The sequence below is a fragment of the Paenarthrobacter sp. RAF54_2 genome (assembly GCF_052113945.1).
Taxonomy (GTDB): domain Bacteria; phylum Actinomycetota; class Actinomycetes; order Actinomycetales; family Micrococcaceae; genus Arthrobacter.
In genome coordinates, this window is sequence record NZ_JBFRDV010000023.1 from 57,810 (window position 1) to 76,869 (window position 19,060).

At 62.8% G+C, this 19,060-nt stretch carries 15 protein-coding genes and 1 rRNA gene; 4 read left to right on the plus strand and 12 right to left on the minus strand.

All coding sequences use genetic code 11. From position 1 onward, the window contains the following. Positions 1-77 precede the first annotated feature (77 nt). From AB4Y87_RS20465 to AB4Y87_RS20495, 7 genes are read right to left on the minus strand one after another with little or no spacing between them, the layout of a single operon-like run. Positions 78-1,430, minus strand: a complete 1,353-nt coding sequence (locus AB4Y87_RS20465) for an NtaA/DmoA family FMN-dependent monooxygenase (RefSeq protein WP_442006114.1) — start codon at positions 1,428-1,430, stop codon at positions 78-80. A gap of 11 nt (positions 1,431-1,441) precedes the next feature. Further along, positions 1,442-2,527 carry an LLM class flavin-dependent oxidoreductase gene (locus tag AB4Y87_RS20470; RefSeq protein WP_442006115.1) on the minus strand — a complete coding sequence of 362 codons (1,086 nt, stop codon included), beginning with the start codon at positions 2,525-2,527 and terminating at the stop codon, positions 1,442-1,444. After that, positions 2,524-3,375, minus strand: a complete 852-nt coding sequence (locus tag AB4Y87_RS20475; protein WP_442006116.1) for a DUF1684 domain-containing protein — start codon at positions 3,373-3,375, stop codon at positions 2,524-2,526. The genes AB4Y87_RS20470 and AB4Y87_RS20475 overlap by 4 nt, the downstream gene beginning before the upstream one ends. Beyond that, positions 3,359-4,525 carry an LLM class flavin-dependent oxidoreductase gene (locus AB4Y87_RS20480; RefSeq protein WP_442006117.1) on the minus strand — a complete coding sequence of 389 codons (1,167 nt, stop codon included), beginning with the start codon at positions 4,523-4,525 and terminating at the stop codon, positions 3,359-3,361. The genes AB4Y87_RS20475 and AB4Y87_RS20480 overlap by 17 nt, the downstream gene beginning before the upstream one ends. Next, on the minus strand, positions 4,522-5,502 hold the full coding sequence (locus tag AB4Y87_RS20485) for an ABC transporter substrate-binding protein (RefSeq protein WP_442006118.1): 981 nt from the start codon (positions 5,500-5,502) through the stop codon (positions 4,522-4,524). Before AB4Y87_RS20485 ends, AB4Y87_RS20480 begins: the two co-directional genes overlap by 4 nt. A gap of 13 nt (positions 5,503-5,515) precedes the next feature. After that, positions 5,516-6,427, minus strand: coding sequence for an amino acid ABC transporter ATP-binding protein (locus tag AB4Y87_RS20490; protein WP_442006119.1), 912 nt, complete (start codon positions 6,425-6,427; stop codon positions 5,516-5,518). Beyond that, complete coding sequence (locus AB4Y87_RS20495) at positions 6,424-7,389, minus strand: amino acid ABC transporter permease (protein WP_442006120.1); 966 nt, start codon at positions 7,387-7,389, stop codon at positions 6,424-6,426. The genes AB4Y87_RS20490 and AB4Y87_RS20495 overlap by 4 nt, the downstream gene beginning before the upstream one ends. A 266-nt stretch (positions 7,390-7,655) precedes the next feature. Between AB4Y87_RS20495 and AB4Y87_RS20500 the strand changes: the two genes are divergently transcribed. The 4 genes from AB4Y87_RS20500 to AB4Y87_RS20515 all read left to right on the plus strand — a co-directional run bounded on the left by AB4Y87_RS20500 (position 7,656) and on the right by AB4Y87_RS20515 (position 13,104). After that, the gene (locus AB4Y87_RS20500) at positions 7,656-9,608 is read left to right on the plus strand and encodes an FAD/NAD(P)-binding protein (RefSeq protein ID WP_442006121.1); all 1,953 of its coding nucleotides are present in this window, start codon (positions 7,656-7,658) and stop codon (positions 9,606-9,608) included. Between the two features lie 57 nt (positions 9,609-9,665). Continuing rightward, positions 9,666-10,184, plus strand: a complete 519-nt coding sequence (locus AB4Y87_RS20505) for a GNAT family N-acetyltransferase (RefSeq protein ID WP_442006122.1) — start codon at positions 9,666-9,668, stop codon at positions 10,182-10,184. 21 nt (positions 10,185-10,205) lie between these two features. Then, the gene (locus AB4Y87_RS20510) at positions 10,206-11,960 is read left to right on the plus strand and encodes a helicase HerA-like domain-containing protein (protein WP_442006123.1); all 1,755 of its coding nucleotides are present in this window, start codon (positions 10,206-10,208) and stop codon (positions 11,958-11,960) included. Positions 11,961-12,057: 97 nt separating this feature from the next. Beyond that, on the plus strand, positions 12,058-13,104 hold the full coding sequence (locus AB4Y87_RS20515) for a hypothetical protein (RefSeq protein ID WP_442006124.1): 1,047 nt from the start codon (positions 12,058-12,060) through the stop codon (positions 13,102-13,104). Between the two features lie 201 nt (positions 13,105-13,305). On the opposite strand, the gene AB4Y87_RS20520 is transcribed toward AB4Y87_RS20515, so the two are convergent. From AB4Y87_RS20520 to rrf, 5 genes are all read right to left on the minus strand, one after another. Then, complete coding sequence (locus AB4Y87_RS20520) at positions 13,306-15,279, minus strand: NHL domain-containing thioredoxin family protein (RefSeq protein WP_442006125.1); 1,974 nt, start codon at positions 15,277-15,279, stop codon at positions 13,306-13,308. Then, positions 15,279-17,567, minus strand: coding sequence for a cytochrome c oxidase assembly protein (locus AB4Y87_RS20525; RefSeq protein ID WP_442006126.1), 2,289 nt, complete (start codon positions 17,565-17,567; stop codon positions 15,279-15,281). Before AB4Y87_RS20525 ends, AB4Y87_RS20520 begins: the two co-directional genes overlap by 1 nt. A gap of 173 nt (positions 17,568-17,740) precedes the next feature. Continuing rightward, on the minus strand, positions 17,741-18,028 hold the full coding sequence (locus tag AB4Y87_RS20530) for an HU family DNA-binding protein (RefSeq protein ID WP_011776355.1): 288 nt from the start codon (positions 18,026-18,028) through the stop codon (positions 17,741-17,743). A gap of 295 nt (positions 18,029-18,323) precedes the next feature. Then, positions 18,324-18,887 (minus strand): GNAT family N-acetyltransferase, encoded by a 564-nt coding sequence (locus AB4Y87_RS20535; RefSeq protein ID WP_442006127.1) that lies wholly within the window; start codon positions 18,885-18,887, stop codon positions 18,324-18,326. 82 nt (positions 18,888-18,969) lie between these two features. After that, positions 18,970-19,060 (minus strand): 5S ribosomal RNA (gene rrf, locus AB4Y87_RS20540); the annotation flags it as partial.

The following is a 19,060-nucleotide window of genomic DNA, read 5'->3' on the forward strand; positions in this document are numbered from 1 at the left end:
CACTCGGTGGAACCCGCGTGGATCCGGGCGCCGTCCGAGATGCCGAAGGAATGATCCAGCAACAAATGCCGCCAACATCAGGCCGGCACCGACTCAGTGGTACGCACGGGTGTCTCAAGCCCCAGGTTTTCGCGCAGCGTGGTTCCGCGGTAGTCCGTAGGGTAGACCCCGCGTTCCTGAAGTTCGGGTACCAAGTGGTTCACGATGTCGTCCAGGCCAGTAGGGATAAGCCACGGCGAGATGTTGAACCCGTCCACTGCGCCAACGCGGGCGTACTCGGAGAGGTGGTCGGCAATGGCGGTATAGGAACCGGTAAAGGTCGCGTCCACCCGCGCTGTGCGGGAGGTGACGAACTGGCGGATTGAGAGCCCCTTGTCCTTGGCCTCAGCCCGCCACTGGTCCGCGAGCTGGCGCGCTTTCGCTCCATGGAAGCCGCTGCCGCGCGTCTCCGATGTCTCCTCGACTGCCGGATCAATCTCCGGAAGCGGACCATCGGGATCGTACTCAGTGAGTTCGCGGCCCCAGAACTGCTCCAGGTACGCGATGGCTTGCTGCGGACCAATCTGGAGGCTGCGGACCCAGGCCTTCTTCTCTTGGGCTTCCTGATCGGTGGCGGCCAGGATGAACTCGCTGGCCGGCATAATCTGCACCGCGTTGGCTCCGCGGCCGGCAGCGACGGAGCGCGCCACAATGTCGCGGCGGAACTCCACGGCGTCATCGAACTTTGGGTGGGCGGAGAAGATCACGTCAGCCTGGCGCGCTGCGAAATCACGGCCATCCGGGGAGTCGCCGGCCTGGAAGAGCACGGGACGGTACTGGGCGCTACGGGGCAACCGCGGGGTGACGTCCACCGTGTAGTGCTGGCCCTCATGAAGCACAGGGCGTGCCGGCCCCGAAGAGGTCTCCCAGGAGTCCCAGATGCGTTTGGCGGTCTCAACAAATGCTTCGGCATGCTTGTACCGGTCGGCATGATCGAGGTATCCCCCGCGACGGAAATTGGCTCCGGTCCAGGCGTTGTCCGTGGTGACCACGTTCCAGGCAGCCCTTCCGCCGGAAATCAGGTCCAGGGAGGACAAACGGTGTGCGAGGTCCGCCGGATCGTTGTATGTGGTGTTCTGCGTTGCTACGAGTCCGATGTTCCTGGTGACCGCTGCCAGGGCCGCGAGCATGGTCTGCGCATCGGGCCGGCCAGCGACGTCCAAGGCATGTGGGCGGCCGAGGTGTTCGCGCAGGCGCAACCCCTCTCCGAGGAAGAATGCCGCGAACTTCCCCCGCTCGGCGGTCTGGACGATGCGGCGGAAGGATTCGAAATCGGTTTGCGAACCCGATTCCGACGCCTTCCAAATCGTGCCGGAGTTGACGCCCTGGAAGAAAATGCCGAACTGGATCTGACCCGTCGGCTGGAAAATAGCACGGTTGTGCTGTGTCATGGTGATCCCCTTTAGTTTTCCGAGCCAACGGCTGCAATGGTCGTATTCGCGTAGCGGCTCGCCGGACGTTCCAGGCCCAGCAGATCGCGGAACGTTCCATCTTGCAGAGGCGCACGCAAGGATCCACGCTGGCGGAGTTCGGGCAGCACCAGGCGGGACAATTCTTCCAAGTCCACGTCCAAGACGGCTGGGTGGAGACGGACGCCGTCGGCCTCCTTGAGGAGCGAATCGAGCACGTCAGCCAGACCAGCCGACGAACCAACAAACCGTGCCCGGCCCGCTTCCGCCGACGAACCGCTTTCCGCCGAGGAAGCGCAACGTGAAACGGCAGGCTGCCCGCGCGAGTCAAGAACGACGTCGAGCTCTGCAACAACCGCAACCGCAGCTCCAAGCCGGGCCCGCACATCGCGAACCTCGGCAACGAGCAGTTCGGGCGTCGGAGCAGAAACCAGCACAGCATCCACGGAATCTAGCGGAACCAAGCCCTCGCCCACCAAGGAGGCGGCGGCGAGCACAGGCAGCTGACCTTGCAACGGCCGGGGAATGATGGACGGACCCTTGATGGAGTAAGCAGGACCGGCGAAATCGGCAGGAGTTTCGAAGTCCACATAGTGCAGCTTGTCGACGTCAAGGTAGCGACCCGTGGCCACATCGCGGATCACGGCGTCGTCCTCCCACGAATCCCACAGCCGGCGGCCAACTTCGACGGAGGCCGCCGCTTCCTGTGCCAGCGCCTCACCCTGAACAAAAGAACGCCCGACGGCGGCCGCAGCCTCGGGCGAGTCCGCTGCAGTGACGATCCACCCGGCGCGCCCGCCGGACACGTAGTCCAAGCTGGCGAGCTGAGTGGAAATGTGGAACGGCTCCGTATATACCGTGTCCACTTCCGGTACCAGTGCAATGTTCCGCGTCAACGGCCCAGCAAAGGCTGCACGCTGCAGGGCGTTGACCCGCTCCGGAATCGGCGCGTCGGCGAAGGTTGCCACGTGGAAACCGGCGGACTCAGCTGCCAGGACGGCGGTAGCAAGATTCTGATACCCCGCGCCGTCGAGTTCAATGGCCAGGAACCCGGCCTTGTGTTCTTCGAGGGTACTCACTTCTGGTCCTGACGTTCGTAGGGAATCTTTTCGCCCGCTTCGATTGCCACGGGCAGCCGGTTTTCGGCGGGGGGCAGCGGGCAGGTGGCCAGGTCGGTGTAGGCGCAGGGAAGGTTGACCGCCCGGTTGAAGTCCAGCTGCACGGAGCCATCAGCCGCGGGGACCACGGAGAGCGAGCGGTTGGCCGCGTACGTAGTCTTGCCGGAGGTCTGGTCCGTGAACAGCACCAAAAGCGATCCCGCCGCGTGGCCGTTGAACGCCGTCAGCGCCAGTTCCTGGCCAGCAAGCTTGAAGCGGATCTGGCCCGGCGCCTCGTACACATGCTGGATACCTTCGATGGCAGCACCCACCGTCGTGGGGCGCGGAGTCTCGAACGGCACGAACGTACCGGCCACGCCGAACGCAGCATTCGGTGCAAAAGCGGGCGTGCCCTGGTACTCGCGCCAGAGGGCATTCGACGGATTCCGTGGCCGCACGACGTACTCGCCACCGCGTTTGGCCACCTCGATCACCGTGTCGCCGGAGGCCAGGTTGATGCCCCCGCGCTCCTCGATGGGTCCGAACTCCAACGTCTTGCCAGAGTGGCCGTTCAGTTCAACGCCGTCCTGCTGCAAGCTTTCGCCCGGCTCCAAAACAACGCGTACGACGTCGGCTTCCACGTTCCAGGTACCAGGCGCACCTTCCAACCGGGTCGGGTTGCTGTCCAGCCAGTGGAGGTGGGTCACGGCGAGGAAGCCGTGCGGATGTGCCCGTTGGCGCTCATGGGCGGTGTGCCACTCCTGCCATTCCTCGGCAAAGGACTCGGCGGCGCTTGAGGCGTGGGTAACTGTTTCAATGTGCGTGGACATGTGCGTAGTCGCTCCTGTTGAAGGCGTGGTCTGCTGTAACTGTTGCTGCGGCATCGGGTTCGGTGGCGCCGGCAAACTGGGGTCGTCCGGCGAACGGGTCTCCGGATTCCCACAACGTGGTTGGGGCTGCGGTGCGGACGGCCGGGATGACCTCCAGCGCGAAGCGTTCCAGGATGTCGAGCTGCTGCTCGAAGGGCAGCGTGGTGGGCAAGGAAATCGACTGCAGGTCATGCTGATACAGCGAGTGGTAGCTGAGGATCTTGTCGATCACCTGCTCCGGGCTGCCCACAAGGGCGGGCCCCTCGGCCACAGCGTGCTGGATGTCCCGGAAGGGTGAGTTGTTGCCCGGAACGTTGCGGCTGGCGGTCAGCGCCTCATACACGGGTCCGTACTGTCGGATGGCTTCCTGCGTGGTGTCGGCGATGAACACACCGCCGGCCCCACTGCCTGAGCCCAGATATTGATGCCGGGGATCGTGACCGTGGCGCTGGTACTCCTCGCGGTAGTGGTCGATCAGGACCTTGTAGTTCTCCCGGGCCTGGATGGCGTTCGCGGTGAACAACGGATCGCCCCACTTGGCCGCCAGCGCCGCAGACGTAAGGGTTGTAGCCGAGCCGTGCCAAATCCGCGGCGAGCCCGCGAAGGGGCGTGGCGTCGTCGTGGTTGGTTCAATCAAAGGTGACCTGAAGCGGCCTGACCATGTGACGCTCTCCTTGCGCCACAGCGTGCGGAGCAGGGCGTACTTCTCAGCGAGCAACTCCCACTGGTCGTCCAAAGACAAGCCAAAGAGGGGGTACTGCAGCACCTCGTTGCCTTTGCCGATCACCAACTCCAAGCGGCCCCGGCTCAGTTGATCGATGGTGGCGTAGTCCTCGGCCACCCGAACAGGATCCAGGACAGACAACACCGCGACGCCGGTCTGCAGCCGGATTCGATGGGTGACGGCGGCAACGGCGGCGAGGACCGTCGTCGGGGATGAGGAAACAAACTCACCGGCGTGGCGTTCCCCCACAGAGAAGCTGTCGAAGCCCAGTTCCTCGGCGCGGCGGGCCGTTTCCACCACCTGGTTCAGGCGGTCAGCTGTAGAGACGATCTCCCCCGTCACCGGATTCTTCAGGTGGGGAATGATGTCAAGGACCTGGAACTTCACTTGGCGGTCCCAAAACTTGCTTCGGTCACGGTCTTGGACTCGGGCAGGGCTTCTTCGGAGAGGCCCCAGCGTTCCAGGACCTTGGCGTAGGAGCCGTCCTTGATGGTGGAATTGAGGGCATCGGTGATGGCGGGGGCCAGCCCGTTGCCCTTCAGCGTGGTGGCGGCAACGAGGGTTTCCGACGGCCAGCCGGCGTTGACCTTGCCCACTACCTTGAGGTCGTCACGGGTGTTCTCGCGATACGTCACCGACGGGTAGGGCGCCAGGTTCAAGTCCGTGCGGCCGGAGGACAACGCCAGGATCGTATCGGCGTCGGACGAGTAGTACTGCAGCGTCGCCAGGGTTTTGCCCTTGGCCTCAAGCTCCTTGTTCCACGCCAGCAGGATCTTCTCCTGGTTGGTGCCGGAGCCGACGGAGATTTTCAACCCCGCGATATCGTCCGAACCTTTGATGTCGTAGGTGGAGCTCTTCTTCGCCTCGAAGCCCATGTAGGCAGCGCGATATGTGGAGAAATCAAACAGCTTCACCCGTGCGGCGTTGATGCCCACATTGGAGAACACGGCCTCAAAATCACCGGACTGGGTCTTCAACGGCCAGTTCTCCCACGAGGTCACTTGGAGGTCCAAGTCCAGGCCCAGCTTGTCCGCCACGAGTTGTGCGATGTCCACCTCCACACCGATCGGCGTTTTGTCGTCGGTCGCGTGGAAGGACAGTGGGATGGAACCCGCGGTGGTGGCAACGGTCAGCTTGCCATCCTTGGCGATGGCTTCGGGGACGGCGGCGGCTGCGGCAGTATCTTTTTCCCCACGGATCCGGTTCTGGTCCACCGAGGTGTTGTAGACGACGCCGTTCTTCGCGGCTTCGCTCCCGGGTTTGGCTGCCGAAGCGCCAGGATCGGAGCACCCGGCGAGCGCAGGAAGTACGACGGCGGGCAGTACAGCGAGTGCCAGGAGTTTGGTGCGGGTGATGCGAAACATGGAGGACTTCTTCCTAGATGTTGAAAGCCGGTTCGATGACCTTGGAGAAGAAACTTCGGGTGCGTTCTTCACGGGGGTTGCCGAAGATTTCCTGGGGCGTGCCGGACTCAACGATCTGGCCTTGGTCCATGAACACCACGGTGTCCGCGACGTCCCTGGCAAAACCCATCTCGTGGGTCACGATGATCAACGTGGTCCCTGACTTGGCGAGTTCGCGGATGACGTCCAAAACCTCGTTGACCAGTTCGGGGTCCAACGCTGAGGTGGGCTCGTCGAAGAGCAGGATCTTGGGGTCCAGCGCCAGTGCCCGCGCAATCGCGACCCGCTGTTGCTGACCCCCGGAGAGCTGCCTTGGGTAGGCGTCGGCCCGGTCCTTCAGGCCCACCCGCTCCAGGAGTTCCAGGCCACGCTTCCTGGCTTCAGTCTTGGATCGCTTTTGGGCGACCATTGGCGCCTCGATGACGTTTTCCAGGGCGGTGAGGTGCGGGAAAAGGTTGAAGCTCTGGAAGACCATGCCGATGTTGGTGCGCTGCTTGAGGATGTCCTTCTCACGCAGTTCGTGGAGCTTGTTCCCGCGGACGTGGTAGCCCACCAGCTCGTTGTCGATGGTGATGAAGCCGCCGTCCACCTTCTCCAGGTGGTTGATGGTGCGCAGCAGTGTGGACTTTCCGGAGCCGGAGGGGCCCACGATCACCGCGACACCGCCCGGTGGCACGGACAAGGAGAGACCCTTGAGGACTTCGGTAGTGCCGAAGAACTTTCGGACATTGGTGATATCCACCTGTCCGCGGGTGGTGGTGTTGTCCCTCAAGGTGGGCTGTGCCGACGTCGGGCTGGCCGAATCTCCAGCCGGGGCGTCAGCCGAGGTTTCGTCGGCAGCCTGGGCCGCCGTCGTGGTTTCTTTGCGCGCGGCGAGGATGCTCATCGGCTTTCCTTGGTCTGTGAGACTGCAACGTGGGTGGCGAAGAACCTGCGGGCCTTCTGCAATGGAGTGAGAGGCAGGTTCCGCAAGGCACCCTTGGAGAAGTGCCGTTCGATGTAGTACTGGAAGACACTCAGCACGGACGTGATGACGACGTACCAGAGTGTTGCGACCAGCAGCAGCGGCAGCACCTGCTGGGTCCGGTTGTAAATGACCTGGACTGTGTAGAAGAGCTCCGAGTACGCCAGGACGTAGACGATCGAGGTGCCCTTGACCAGGCCGATGATCTCGTTGAAAGCGTTGGGCAGGATGGCGCGCATGGCCTGTGGCAACACGATCCGTGTGGAGCGTTTCCAAGCGGGAATGCCCAGTGCGGAAGCTGCCTCGAGTTGGCCTTGGTCCACCGAGAGGATGCCGCCACGAATGATCTCTGCGGAGTAGGCGGCCTGGTTGAGGGTCAGGCCCAGCACCGCTGCAGCGAACTGGCTGATCAGCGTGGTGGTCTGGGCTTCGAAGAAGCGGACATCCGTGAAGGGGATGCCCAGGCTGATCTTCTCGTAGAGGTAGCCAAGGTTGTACCAAAGGAGCAGTTGGACCAGCAGGGGCGTGGAACGGAAGATCCAGGAGAACGTCCAGGAAACCGAGACCAGCAGCGGCGACGCGGACAAGCGCATGAGGGCAAGGATGAATCCCAGGACGAATCCCAACACTCCGGAGATCGCCGTGAGCTTGAGCGTCTCTACCAGGCCATTCACCACGGACTGGGCCGTGAACCACTGCGCCACCACTCCCCACTCCCAACGCGGGTTTGTGACAAGCGACCACACAATGGCTGCGACGCCCGCAGCCACCAGGACAGTACCCACCCATCGCCACGGGTGCCGGGCAGGGACCAGTTTGTAGTCGGAGTAATCCGTGGTGGCTGGTGCAGTTTCTGCCGTGGCAGGCGGTGCGATCGCACTCATGCGCCACCTCTTTTCAGATCGGTTGTTGACTATCGGATGGCTGCCAATCTAGGTGCGCACAGGACAGCCAGCAAGGCGGAAATTTGCACTTCTTCACTGGACTTAGCGCGGGTTCACGGGACTTCACGCAACGCCATATGAGTCCGAATTTTGCGCCCGTTAACGCTGGATGACGCGCAGTGAACGGCCGTTACCAGCTCCTCGACCGGGGCGGCATCGCCTCCCTAGATTGGGCTGCACCACCCGATGTATTTTCAGGAGACTCCATGCCGTCACCAGTTCCCGCCATCGCCTTCATCGGCGGCGGCCCGCGCACGGCCGGCGTGCTGGAAAGGCTGGCAGCGAGCCGGCCCGGATTATTCGATGGGCCGCTGCACATTCACATTGTGGAGCCGTACGAGCCGGGCTCCGGGAGGATCTGGCGCTATGACCAGAGCCCGGGCCTGCTGCTGAACTCCACCGCTGCGGACGTCACCATGTTCACCGACGCGTCCGTGGCGTGCGACGGTCCTCCCGTTGACGGCCCCGGCCTGGCCACCTGGGCAGCAGGTGTGCTGGATGGGAGCATCCGCGATGTCCCCGCGCTGGAGCCGCACTTGTTGGCGCAACTCCAGTCCCTCACACCGTCTTCATTTCCCACCCGGCAGCTCCAGAGCAAATACCTCGAATGGTTCTTCCGCCGGTCAGTCGCGGCACTGGGGCCCGACGTCACCGTGACGGTTCACAGGGATACGGCTACCGCGATCACGCCCGTCGCCGCTTCCGCGCTTACTTCGGCCGGGTCCGACGACGGCGCGCACCGCGTGCGGTTGGCTTCCGGGGCGGAGGTGCTGGCCGACGTCGTGGTTTACGCCTTGGGCCATACCGATTCGTTGCCGGACGACGAGTCCGCCCGCCTCAGCGATTTCGCTGCCCGCCACGGCGGGTTCCATGCGCCGCCGTCGTACACAACGGACGTGGACTACTCGGGCATCAAAGCCGGCCAGGACGTGATCGTATCCGGCATGGGGCTCGGGTTCGTGGATTTGCTGGTGCTGCTGTTCGAGGGCCGCGGCGGGCGCTTTGAGGAAGTAGCCGACGGCGACCTTAAGTACGTGCCCTCCGGCGGCGAACCGAGCCTCTGGGTAGGTTCACGACGCGGCGTGCCCTACCACTCCAAGATTTCCTCCGTTGTGCGCGGCGAGCCGATCAGCCGGCCGCGGTACTTCACCGCCGAGGCAGTTGATGCGTTGCTGGCTGCCCATCAGGAACTGGACTTCCGCTCACAGCTGTGGCCGTTGATCGCCAAGGACGCCGGCTATGCCTACTATCGGGAGCTCTTCACCGGCTACCCAGCGCGTGTGTCAGGCAGCTGGGAGGAATTCGAGGCCCGGTTCGATGCAGTCGATTGGTACAGCCGCGCCCGGGAAGAGCTGGTTGCTTTCTCCATCCCTGATGCCGCACTTCGGCTGGACCTGGAGGCCCTGGACCACCCCCTGAGCGGTTGCGCGTTCGAGGACCACGAGGCCGTGCAGCGTTCGGTGGCCGCGTACATCCAACACGATCTCGCCCTCCGAACCAGCCCGAACCATTCCGAAACGCTCGCGCTCTTCACCGCGTTGCTGTTTGTCTACATGGACCTTGGCCGGCTGGTCCCGCAGGAGCGGCTCAATGCACGGTCCCAACAAGCGATCCACGGCTGGTGGCACGGCTTCTTCAGCTTCGTGGATTCCGGGCCGCCGTCACACCGTCTTCGTGAGATGCTCGCGCTGCACCGCGCAGGGTTCCTGAAGTTCCTGGGACCCGGAATGTGGGTTCGCACGGACGAATCAACGGGCCGGTTTGTGGCTGGCTCATTCCAGTCACCGGTCGTGGTGGACGCGTCCGCGTACATCGAGGCACGGTTGCCCTCGGCGTCCGTGGAACGTTCGGCGAATCCCGCTTTGGCGGACCTGCACGACGCCGGATGGGGCACCGAGCAGAGGCTGCTCACCTCGGAGGGTCCACACTCCACGGGCAAACTCCTGGTCTCCGGGAATCACCAGGTCCTGTCTCCTGTTGGTACTCCTCAGAAGGGTCTGTTTGCAGTGGGACCGTGGACGTCCGGTTGGGGCGCGGGAGCGTTTGCCCGCCCCAATACCAATGCGGCACCTTTCCGGGAGAACGATGCCCTGGCCCGGCAGATCCTGACGACCGTTGCTGCTGCCCGCCCAACTGAGTCGCAGTTAAGCGCGTTCTGACCGCCCAAAACGCGCTTAATTGCTACTTACTTGGGCTCCATCTACGAAAGGCCTGACATGACCACAACGCCAACCCTGCCGACGTCGGGCCTTTCCGTCCTCAGCCTGCCCATGCGCGATCCCCGCGTCCGCCCGCTCCTGGACGAACTCGCCGTCGAATATGACACGCGCTACGGGACACTCTTCGGCACCGGGGGTGCTGCGGAGGAACTGAACAGGTACCCGGCCGAGGAATTCGCCGCGCCCCACGGAGCACTGATTATCATCCAGGAAAACGGCGAATCCGTGGCTGGCGGCGCGTTCCGGCGTTACGACGAGCACACCGCGGAGCTCAAGAGGATATGGACCCACTCTGCGCATCGTCGTCGCGGCCTGGCACGGAAGGTGCTGGTGGAGTTGGAGAATGAAGCACGACGCCGGGGCTACAGGAAGCTCTACCTCACCACCGGTCCACGCCAGCCTGAGGCCAGGAATCTGTACCTTGCCACGGGCTATAAAGCGCTCTTCGATCTGGCTGCAGACCCTGAGGACATCAAGCATTTGGCCTTCAGCAAGGATCTCGTCCTGCCCGGCTAAGCTACCTTGCCCGGCTAAGCTATGCGCATGGCCAACAAACCCATCGCAACAACTGCTGAAAAACTTTCCACCATCCAGCAGGGGTACGCCCTGGAAGGTGCCACCATCGAGCTGGGTGCGGCGATCGTGGATGGTGAAATCCACAAGGAGGCCCAGGTCCGGCTCCCCTTGGCCATGATGAACCGCCACGGCCTGGTTGCGGGCGCCACCGGTACTGGCAAAACGGTCACGCTGCACATGATTGCCGAACAGTTGTCGACGGCGGGTGTTCCGGTTTTCCTCGCGGACATCAAGGGAGATCTTTCCGGACTGGCCACGGCGGCAACGGGCAGTGAAAAGTTGAGYGCACGAACGGAAGCCCTCGGTCAGCAGTGGCAGGGAAAGAATTTTCCGGTGGAGTTCCTCAGCCTGGGCGGTGACGGCAATGGAATCCCGATCCGCGCCACCATCACCTCGTTCGGGCCCATCCTGCTCTCGCGCATCATGGACCTCAACGACACCCAGGAATCCAGCCTCCAACTGATCTTCCATTTTGCGGACAAGAACAAGTTGGAACTGATCGACCTCAAAGACCTCCGGGCCGTGATCCAGTTCCTCACCTCGGACGAGGGCAAGGAACAGCTGGAGGATCTTGGCGGGCTCTCCAAAGCCACAGCCGGCGTCATCCTGCGGGAACTCGTCACCCTTGAGGCGCAGGGCATGGAGAAGTTCTTCGGCGAACCGGAGTTCGATACCGCCGAGCTCCTCCGCACCGCCCCCGACGGCCGGGGCGTGATCAGCTGCCTTGAGCTGCCCACGCTGCAGACCAAGCCCTTGCTGTTCTCGACGTTCCTTATGTGGCTCCTCGCCGACCTTTTCGAAGACCTCCCCGAAGCCGGCGACCTCGACAAACCCAAGCTGGTGTTCTTCCTGGACGAGGCCCACCTTCTCTTCAACGACGCCTCAAAGGCCTTCCTCGAGGCCATCACCACCACGGTCCGGCTCATCCGTTCCAAAGGTGTCGGCATTTTCTTCGTTACCCAGACACCCAAGGACGTCCCCGCCGATGTCCTGGGCCAACTCGCCAACCGCGTGCAGCACGCCTTGCGCGCGTTCACCCCGGAGGACGCAAAGGCCCTCAAAGCCACGGTCTCCACGTTCCCCGTCAGCGATTACGACCTTGAAGAGACACTCACCTCCGCAGGTATCGGCGAGGCCGTCATCACGGTTATGAACGAAAAAGGTGCCCCTACACCTGTTGCGCTCACCCGGCTGCGTGCCCCCGAATCCGTGATGGGCCCGAGCGCCGATGACCTGATCCGCAGCACTGTCGCTTCGTCCTCCCTTCTGGTCAAGTACGGGACGGCTGTAGACAACGTGTCCGCCTACGAGAAACTCCATGGCAACGCTGCACCCTCCACCGGCGACGCCGCACCGGGGCTGCCACCGGTTCCGGCCAGCGCTTCAGGTTCTGGCGCTTCCGGGGGTACCTCCTACGACATCGACGCCGAAGCGCGGCGCATCGAGGAAGAGATCCTCGGCCGCCCGAGTTCCCGGCCGGCGCCTTCGCCCTCCTCGCTGCCGGGGTCCTCCTCGTTTCCGGAGCCGGCTCCGGCACCGGCACCAGTGCCCCAGCAGTCATCCCAGCAGGATAATGGCATGTTCGGCGATCTCGCCGGGGCCCTTGGCGGAGCCTTGGGCGGCGGTCTGAAGAGCATGGTCCGTTCCATGGGGACGCAGCTTGGGCGCGACCTCATGCGCGGCGTTTTCGGTACCTCCTCGCGGCGCCGCCGGTAGCCGTTTTGGCTGTCAAAAGCCCGACGCCGGGCGGCCGCAAAAGCTCGCTGCCACCCGGCGTCGGGCCCTCTGGGAAGGGTCTTCGCAGGTCACGCTGATGCCCTCCTGCACAGCTATCGCCGCCGTGGCAGGTAACGTAAAGGGCGTGCAGTTGAGCCAAGCGATAGTCAGGACCGCAGCCGGATGGCTGCTCGGTCTGATGCTTGCTGCGGCCGGAGCCATCGTCTGCATCAACTTGGTGAGCTCCTCCGTGGCCAGTCCGCAACAGCCTGTCCGGGAGTATTTGGAAGCCTTGCAGAAGGGCGAAGGCGAGCAAGCCCTGGGTCTGTTGCGGGCAAAAGTTCCCAGTGCAAATGCCGCCATGCTGGATGGCACCGCCCTGCAAACTGCTGCCTCCAAACTGTCCGACATCAAACTCGGAAACGCCCAGTCCAGGGGCAGCAACCGTGTTGCCGTTCCCGTGGATTACACCTTGGACGGTAACCGTCTCCACACCGAATTCCTGATGGAGCGCACCGGGACGCAATGGTTGTTCTTTGGCAAATGGGCTTTCGTTCCCACTACGCTTCCCACTCTTGAGGTCACCGTCGTGAACTCCAATGAGGCAGCGCTCAACGGCGTCCCCGTCAACATGCCCAATGGTCACAACACTTTTGCCGTGTTCTACCCCGGCAAATACGAAGCCAGCCTGAACGGCACCTACTTCGAAGCTCCTGCTGCCTCGGCCCTCGTTTCAAACCGCGACGGTGGCCAGGCACCCCTGAACCTGCAGACCCGGTCAACCAAGGCTTTGAACGAAGCCGTTGCCGGTAAAGTCCGGGAGTTCCTGGACACCTGTGCCGCCCAAGCCACCGAGCAGCAACGACTCCAACCTGATTGCCCGTTCTACCACGCCAGCAATGCACGAGTTGTGGACGGAACCATCAAGTGGGAGATTACCGAGTACCCCAAGATCACCATCGAGCCCTTCGGCGGCAAATGGGTTGTAGCACCGCTCAACGGCAAGGCAAGGGTTTCCGCCCGCGAGATCAATTTGTTCACCGGCCTGGTCAACGACCTCAACGTCGAGCACGATTTCAGCTTCACCACCCAGCTGGACACTGACAACAACACCGTGACCGTGACCCCGATGCTGACTTTCTAGGCCCCGCCGCCGCACTGGCCCACCTTATCCCAACATCCCTGAACAGGACACGCGCCAAGGTTTCGATCRAGGAACCCGCCCCACGATCAACTTTTGCAAGGACTTCACGGGCCCGCCTAGCCCAGTTCGGGTGAGGCTGGGGGTATGAAGAAGGCCCGGGTCCTCCCCCTCAAGGGTCAAACCCGGGCCAGTTCAGCAGGCTTAGTCCATGCCGCGGAGATCGAGCACCAGCTCTGATTCACCGTCAGCCTGCAGAATAACTGGGATGCCCCAATCCTGCTGGTACAGGTGGCAGGCCGCGTGGTCCGGAATCTCTCCGTCCGCGGTTTCAGGTCCGTCACAGGCGGCCGCACGGGCAGTGATGTGAAGGATGCCCTCTGGCACATCGGGCGACAATTCGATGGTGCGCAACAAGCCCACGGACGTCCCGCCCCCGGAGACCAGCAGTTCAGGCGGAGTGGAAGAGACCTTCATCTGCGTGGGGTCGCCCCAGCGGTCATCAAGCTTCTGCCCGGTGGGGGCCTTGAAGCGAACAGCAAGCTCCAGGATTCCAGGTGTCACGGGGCTCTTGGGACGGTGCGTCTGTGACGCGCCCTCATCCACCTGCTGGGCTTCCTTGGGAATCGGTACCAAAACCAGTTGATGCTTGTTTGATTCAACCACCACCAGCAGCGGCTCACTGTTGCCGTGGTTAACCACGACGACGTCACTCGGCTCGGCCAGGCCACGCGCCAACGTTGACACGGTCTTCGTCGCGGGATCGTACCGGCGAACGGCACCGTTGTAAGTATCGGCGATCGCTACGGAACCATCGGGCAGTACCGTGACCCCCAAGGGGTGCTGCAGGCGTGCCTCGCTGGCGTCGCCGTCACGGAATCCGAAGTCGAACAGGCCTTGGCCGACGGCTGTCTCCACTGTCACGCCGGTTTCGCCGAGCACCAAACGTCGCAGAGAGGAAGTCTCCGAGTCGGCCACCCAGATGTTCTCATCGGCATCAATGGCCAGGCCGGACGACTGCGCGAACCAGGCATCCTCCCCGGCGCCGTCCAACAGTCCCTCCAGGCCCGAGCCCGCCAGGATGGAAACCTGGTTGGTCACGGGATCGAACGCAAAGATCTGGTGGGTTCCCGCCATCGCGATGACAACACGCTGCAGCTTCGCGCTCCACACCACATCCCACGGCGAGGACAAGGAGACCTCCGTCCCGAGGCCAAGCACCCCGACGTCGATTGCGTCGGCAGCAAAGTCAGCCGGACCGCCGTCGTGGTGTTCGGACCAGGCACCCGCGCCCGTCTCGGTTACACGGGCAGGGCCGGCATCGAGCAAGCGCTGCACACCGTTGCCGGCAACAGTCCGGACATGCCCTGAACTCAACGTCACACCCCGAAGGCGGTGGTTAACGGTATCTGCGACCACGGCGTCATAACCGAGCGTGGAAGCGAGTTCCGCCGGAAGAACAGCTATGCCTTGCGGCTCGTTGAACTGGGCCGTGTCCGTCTGGCCGTCCGCGTAGCCCTTGCTCCCGGAGCCAATAACCCGCTCAACGGTTTTCAGGTCCGGGTGGAGCTCCACCAGGCGGTGGTGACCGGAGTCGACGACGAGGTAATTGCCGTTGGCCAACTGGGTCGTTTTGCCCGGGAAGCGCAAAGTGCCCGACGTCGGCACAGGAGCGACGTACGGACCGTTGCCCCGGTGAAGGGTCCCCTTTGCTTCATGCTCGGCCACAAGCTCTTCAAGCAGCACAGCGAGGCCGTCTGCGTGGCCTTCCCCGGAAAGATGCGCCACGATGTAACCCTCCGGATCCACAACAACCAGCGTGGGCCAAGCACGGGCTGTGTACGCCTTCCACGTGGCCAGCTCAGGGTCATCCAGGACCGGGTGATGGATCTCGTAACGTTCCACAGCAGCTGCAAGAGCAACAGGATCAGCTTCGTGCTCGAACTTGGGCGAATGTACGCCGACTGTCACCAGGACGTCAGAGTACTTTTCCTCGAGGGGCCTGAGTTCGTCGAGGACATGCAGGCAGTTGATGCAGCAGAACGTCCAGAAGTCCAGCAGCACGATTTTGCCGCGCAGGGATTCCAAGTCAAGGGACTTGCCGCCCGTGTTGAGCCAGCCGCGGCCCTCCAGTTCGGAGGCCCGGACCCGGAGTTGGGTGCGTACGGTTTCGCTCATCAGCGTCCTTCCAGCTTCGTGTTTCGTTCGGTCTTGCTGCTTGCCCGCTCAACGCTGTCTGTTGTGTGTCCTGATGAGGGGCTGTCGGTTGGGGCTGCGTTGTCGGTTGGAGTCTGGGCCGTTGGGGTGGTCAGGGCAGTMGGGGTGGCTGAGGCTGGGCGGCCAGCCAATTTGGCGTCGCGGTCAGCGAGCCGGGCAAACATATCGTTATAAGCACTGAGATCGGCGTCGTTATTCCTGTCGGCCGCGCGATCCACCCGTCGGGTCTCCCGCTCGTCCGAGCGCGACCACATCACGGCTACGCCGATTGCCACCAGCAAGGTGGGAACTTCGCCAATGCCCCAAGCTACAGCGCCTCCCATTTGCTGGTCTGCGATGGCCGAGGCACCCCAGGTCCGGCCCAGGTTGCCGAAGTAGTCAGCAGCCAGCAGGCCAGTACCGCCCATGATGGCCACGCCAAAGAACGCGTGGAACCCCATGGTTGCGAGCAGGAGCAGCAGGCGCATGGGGTACGGCGCCCGGCGCGGCAAAGGATCACTGCCGATCATGCTGAGCACAAAAATGTAGCCGGTCAGCAGGAAGTGCAGATTCATGAGCTCATGCCCGACGTGCTCACGCATCGCCAGTCCGAAAAGGTCTGAGTAGTAGAACAGCACGATGGATCCCGCGAAGTTCGCAGCCGCGAACAGCGGATGAGTCACCACCTGCGAGAACCGGGAATGGACGAACAGGAGCAGCCACTCCCTAAGCCCCCGCGAACCGTGGGCGCCTTCGCCTCGGGAAGGGAGCGCACGCAGTGCAAGGGTCACGGGCGAACCCAACACCAGGAAGATTGGTGCCACCATGGTCAGGGCCATGTGATCCACCATGTGGGCAGAAAACAGAACGCGGCCATAAACCGCTGGCGGACCCGAGGTGATGTAGGTGAGAATCACCAGTCCAATCATCCAGTTCACCGTCTTGAACCAGGACCAGCTATCCCCGCGCTTGCGAATCTTGATGATCCCGAGGATGTAGGACACGGCCCCGAATAAGGCGACTCCCACCCACAGCCAGTCAAAACGCCATTCCGTAAGCCAGCGCTCTGGCGTAAGTTCAGGCGGAATCTCATAGCCGGACAGGATGAACGCCGGCGAGGCGTCCGGTGCGTATGTAGTGGGCTGTGGCGGGGCCGAGCGCCCCAGCGCCACGGCGAGGCCCGACGTCGCGCCCATCACCAGCAGCTCAACCAGAATCAACTGCCACAGCACGCGGCGGGCAGACATCGAACCGCTCTTCCCCAACTGAGGTATGACCCACTGACGATGCATGAAACCAATGCCACCCAGCACCAGGGTGGCAAGTGCCTTGGCAAGGATGATCTGGCCATAGGCCGAGCCGAACAGATCGCCCAGGTTCGTCACGCGGATGGCTGCGTTTATCACACCGGACGCAAACACCAGGACGAAAGCAAAGCCTGCCAGGGCCGAAAACCGTCGAAGCGTCGACTCAGTGACGTCGCTGGTTCCATGGCTCCTCGAACCAGCGAGTAATCCGGAAAGGACAGCGAGCATGATGATGCCTCCCACCCACACGGAGACACCAACCAGGTGAAGGCCCAGCGAGTTGATGGCGCCTTCATGATCACTGGAGCTGGAGGAGTGGCCGATCAGAGCTGGCGGAATGAGCCCGATCAAGGCAAGCAGCAGCGTAAAGGCGAGGCCAGTCAGCGACCGGACGCCGAAGAGCGCTGTGGTGACTACAGCGGCGATGATGGTGATGGACAGCCAGGCCTTGCCCGTCTCAATGTCCGTCATGAAGTACACCAGCGAGCGGGTGAATTCGGCGTCACCGGAGAGTCCCTGACCCGCAACATCCGCGTAGGTCAGTACCAGGACCGCTACAGCGGACAGCGTCCAAGCGGCGCCCGCCGCAGCAGCAACGGCAAGGGCGCGTGTAAAAGCCGGATGTTCCGGAGCCTCCAGATCCTTTTCACGGGATCGCGACGCTCTAAGGTTCTTGGGCAGGATTCCAACTGCGAAGATCAGGCCACCAATAACTGTGGCTATGGAAACGTTGTGGACAGCTTTCGCGAAGGGCAAGCCCCACCGGACCAGTGCTCCGGGGTCTGAGACCTGGCGGGCAGCAGAAGCCCCGGAGAAGATGAGGGCCCCAGCCAAAGTCAGGAAGAGCACCGCCAGTCCAGCAAGCTGCCATGGAAGGGAAATGCCCGTGACGGCATTGCCTCCCCGCGCTCCCGGCTTGGGAACAGGCGATGGGGCAGTTGCGGAGCTTCTTGCTGATGGCACCTATCCATTGTCCGTTACGTCTGGCTGGGCTGCGAATCGGGAACCGTTTGGGGAGGAGAAGTGGCCACGGGCGAGCGGATGCCGCCTTGGTGTGCGGGACAAGTGATTGTTTAACGGCAAAAGGGGCGGCAACCAGTTGGTTGCCGCCCCTTCAGGCGTTCGCCGAAGTGGAATTACTTCTTCTTGGCGACAGCAGCCTTCAGCTTAGAGCCTGCGGTCAGCTTAACGCTGTGGCCAGCGGCGATCTGGATGGTTTCGCCCGTCTGCGGGTTGCGGCCGGTGCGTGCTGCACGGTCGGTGCGCTCAACTGCGAGCCAGCCCGGGATGGTGATCTTCTCGCCAGCGGCGACAGAAGTCTCGAAAACTTCGAACAGTGCATCGAGCACGGAGTTGACGGCTGCCTGGCTCGTGCCAGCCTTGCCTGCTACCTCTGCAACGAGTTCACTACGGTTCTTAGCCATTTACGTCCTCCTGGACTAATACGTTTTTTGAGCTTTCAAGCGGAATGCGAGCAAGCCACTGCTCGAAAACTTACCAGCTTGCACCGCCATGGCCAGCAAATTCCGCGTGTTTCCGCGCTTTTTTGACCAAAATCACCGGTTTTTCAGGGTTTTTGGGGGTGTGGACCGCGCATGGCGTACCCTACGGCGTTAAACAGGCCCCCAACCACACGTAGGAAATCACGACGCCGACAGCCACCGCCGGGAGTAGCACGCCGCTAGCCATAGTGGCTTCAGAGCGTTCGACCGCCGTCGATTAGAAGAGAATACGTTGATACAAAACGTGGGCCTGCCACTTGCCTGCTATGTGGAGATACGAGGGCGCCAGACCGATACGCTCGAAGCCGGATCGCTTAAGGACCGCCTGCGAGGCTGCGTTGTGCACCAAGGTGGCGGCTTGGATACGATGGAGCCCCAGTTCGTCACCCGCCATGGAGAGAGCCGCCTGCACCGAGGAAGTGGCAATGCCATTGCCGGTGAACGCTTGGTCGACCCAATAGCCCAGATTGGCGTTCAGGAACGGTCCGCGGACTATGCCCGTCAAAGTAATCAGGCCAATGACATCCCCGTCATGGAGAACTACCCACGGCACTTCCGTGCCTGCGGCATATTGGTTCAGTTTGCTCCGAACAACGGCCTCTTGCCCGGCCTTGGTATAGAACGCCTCGCTGCGCCGTGGTTCCCAGGGCGCGAGGTGCTCTGCGTTCCGGGTATACGCGGCCGCCAAGGGCCCGACGTCGGACAAGGACAAAGTCCGAAGGTGGACTTTCCCGTTCACGGCGTTCCCAGACGGGACATCCAAGATTCGGGTAAGGGTCATCCTGCGACTCTAGCGGCTTTAATCGTTGGTTAAATGGGGGAAGCCCCGACCGTCGTGGTCGGGGCTTTCCCTGTTAATGATTGTCCGGCGGTGTCCTACTCTCCCACACCCTCCCGGGTGCAGTACCATCGGCGCTGTGGGTCTTAGCTTCCGGGTTCGGAATGGGACCGGGC

What these genes read in the sequence shown, in the direction of transcription:
- AB4Y87_RS20475 (WP_442006116.1), bottom strand. Translation starts at nt 3,375, where the DNA reads ATGTCCACGCACATTGAAACAGTTACCCACGCCTCAAGCGCCGCCGAG.
- AB4Y87_RS20485 (WP_442006118.1), bottom strand. Translation starts at nt 5,502, where the DNA reads ATGTTTCGCATCACCCGCACCAAACTCCTGGCACTCGCTGTACTGCCC.
- AB4Y87_RS20520 (WP_442006125.1), bottom strand. Translation starts at nt 15,279, where the DNA reads ATGAGCGAAACCGTACGCACCCAACTCCGGGTCCGGGCCTCCGAACTG.
- AB4Y87_RS20465 (WP_442006114.1), bottom strand. Translation starts at nt 1,430, where the DNA reads ATGACACAGCACAACCGTGCTATTTTCCAGCCGACGGGTCAGATCCAG.
- AB4Y87_RS20530 (WP_011776355.1), bottom strand. Translation starts at nt 18,028, where the DNA reads ATGGCTAAGAACCGTAGTGAACTCGTTGCAGAGGTAGCAGGCAAGGCT.
- AB4Y87_RS20490 (WP_442006119.1), bottom strand. Translation starts at nt 6,427, where the DNA reads ATGAGCATCCTCGCCGCGCGCAAAGAAACCACGACGGCGGCCCAGGCT.
- AB4Y87_RS20515 (WP_442006124.1), top strand. Translation starts at nt 12,058, where the DNA reads ATGCCCTCCTGCACAGCTATCGCCGCCGTGGCAGGTAACGTAAAGGGC.
- AB4Y87_RS20505 (WP_442006122.1), top strand. Translation starts at nt 9,666, where the DNA reads ATGACCACAACGCCAACCCTGCCGACGTCGGGCCTTTCCGTCCTCAGC.
- AB4Y87_RS20500 (WP_442006121.1), top strand. Translation starts at nt 7,656, where the DNA reads ATGCCGTCACCAGTTCCCGCCATCGCCTTCATCGGCGGCGGCCCGCGC.
- AB4Y87_RS20495 (WP_442006120.1), bottom strand. Translation starts at nt 7,389, where the DNA reads ATGAGTGCGATCGCACCGCCTGCCACGGCAGAAACTGCACCAGCCACC.
- AB4Y87_RS20535 (WP_442006127.1), bottom strand. Translation starts at nt 18,887, where the DNA reads ATGACCCTTACCCGAATCTTGGATGTCCCGTCTGGGAACGCCGTGAAC.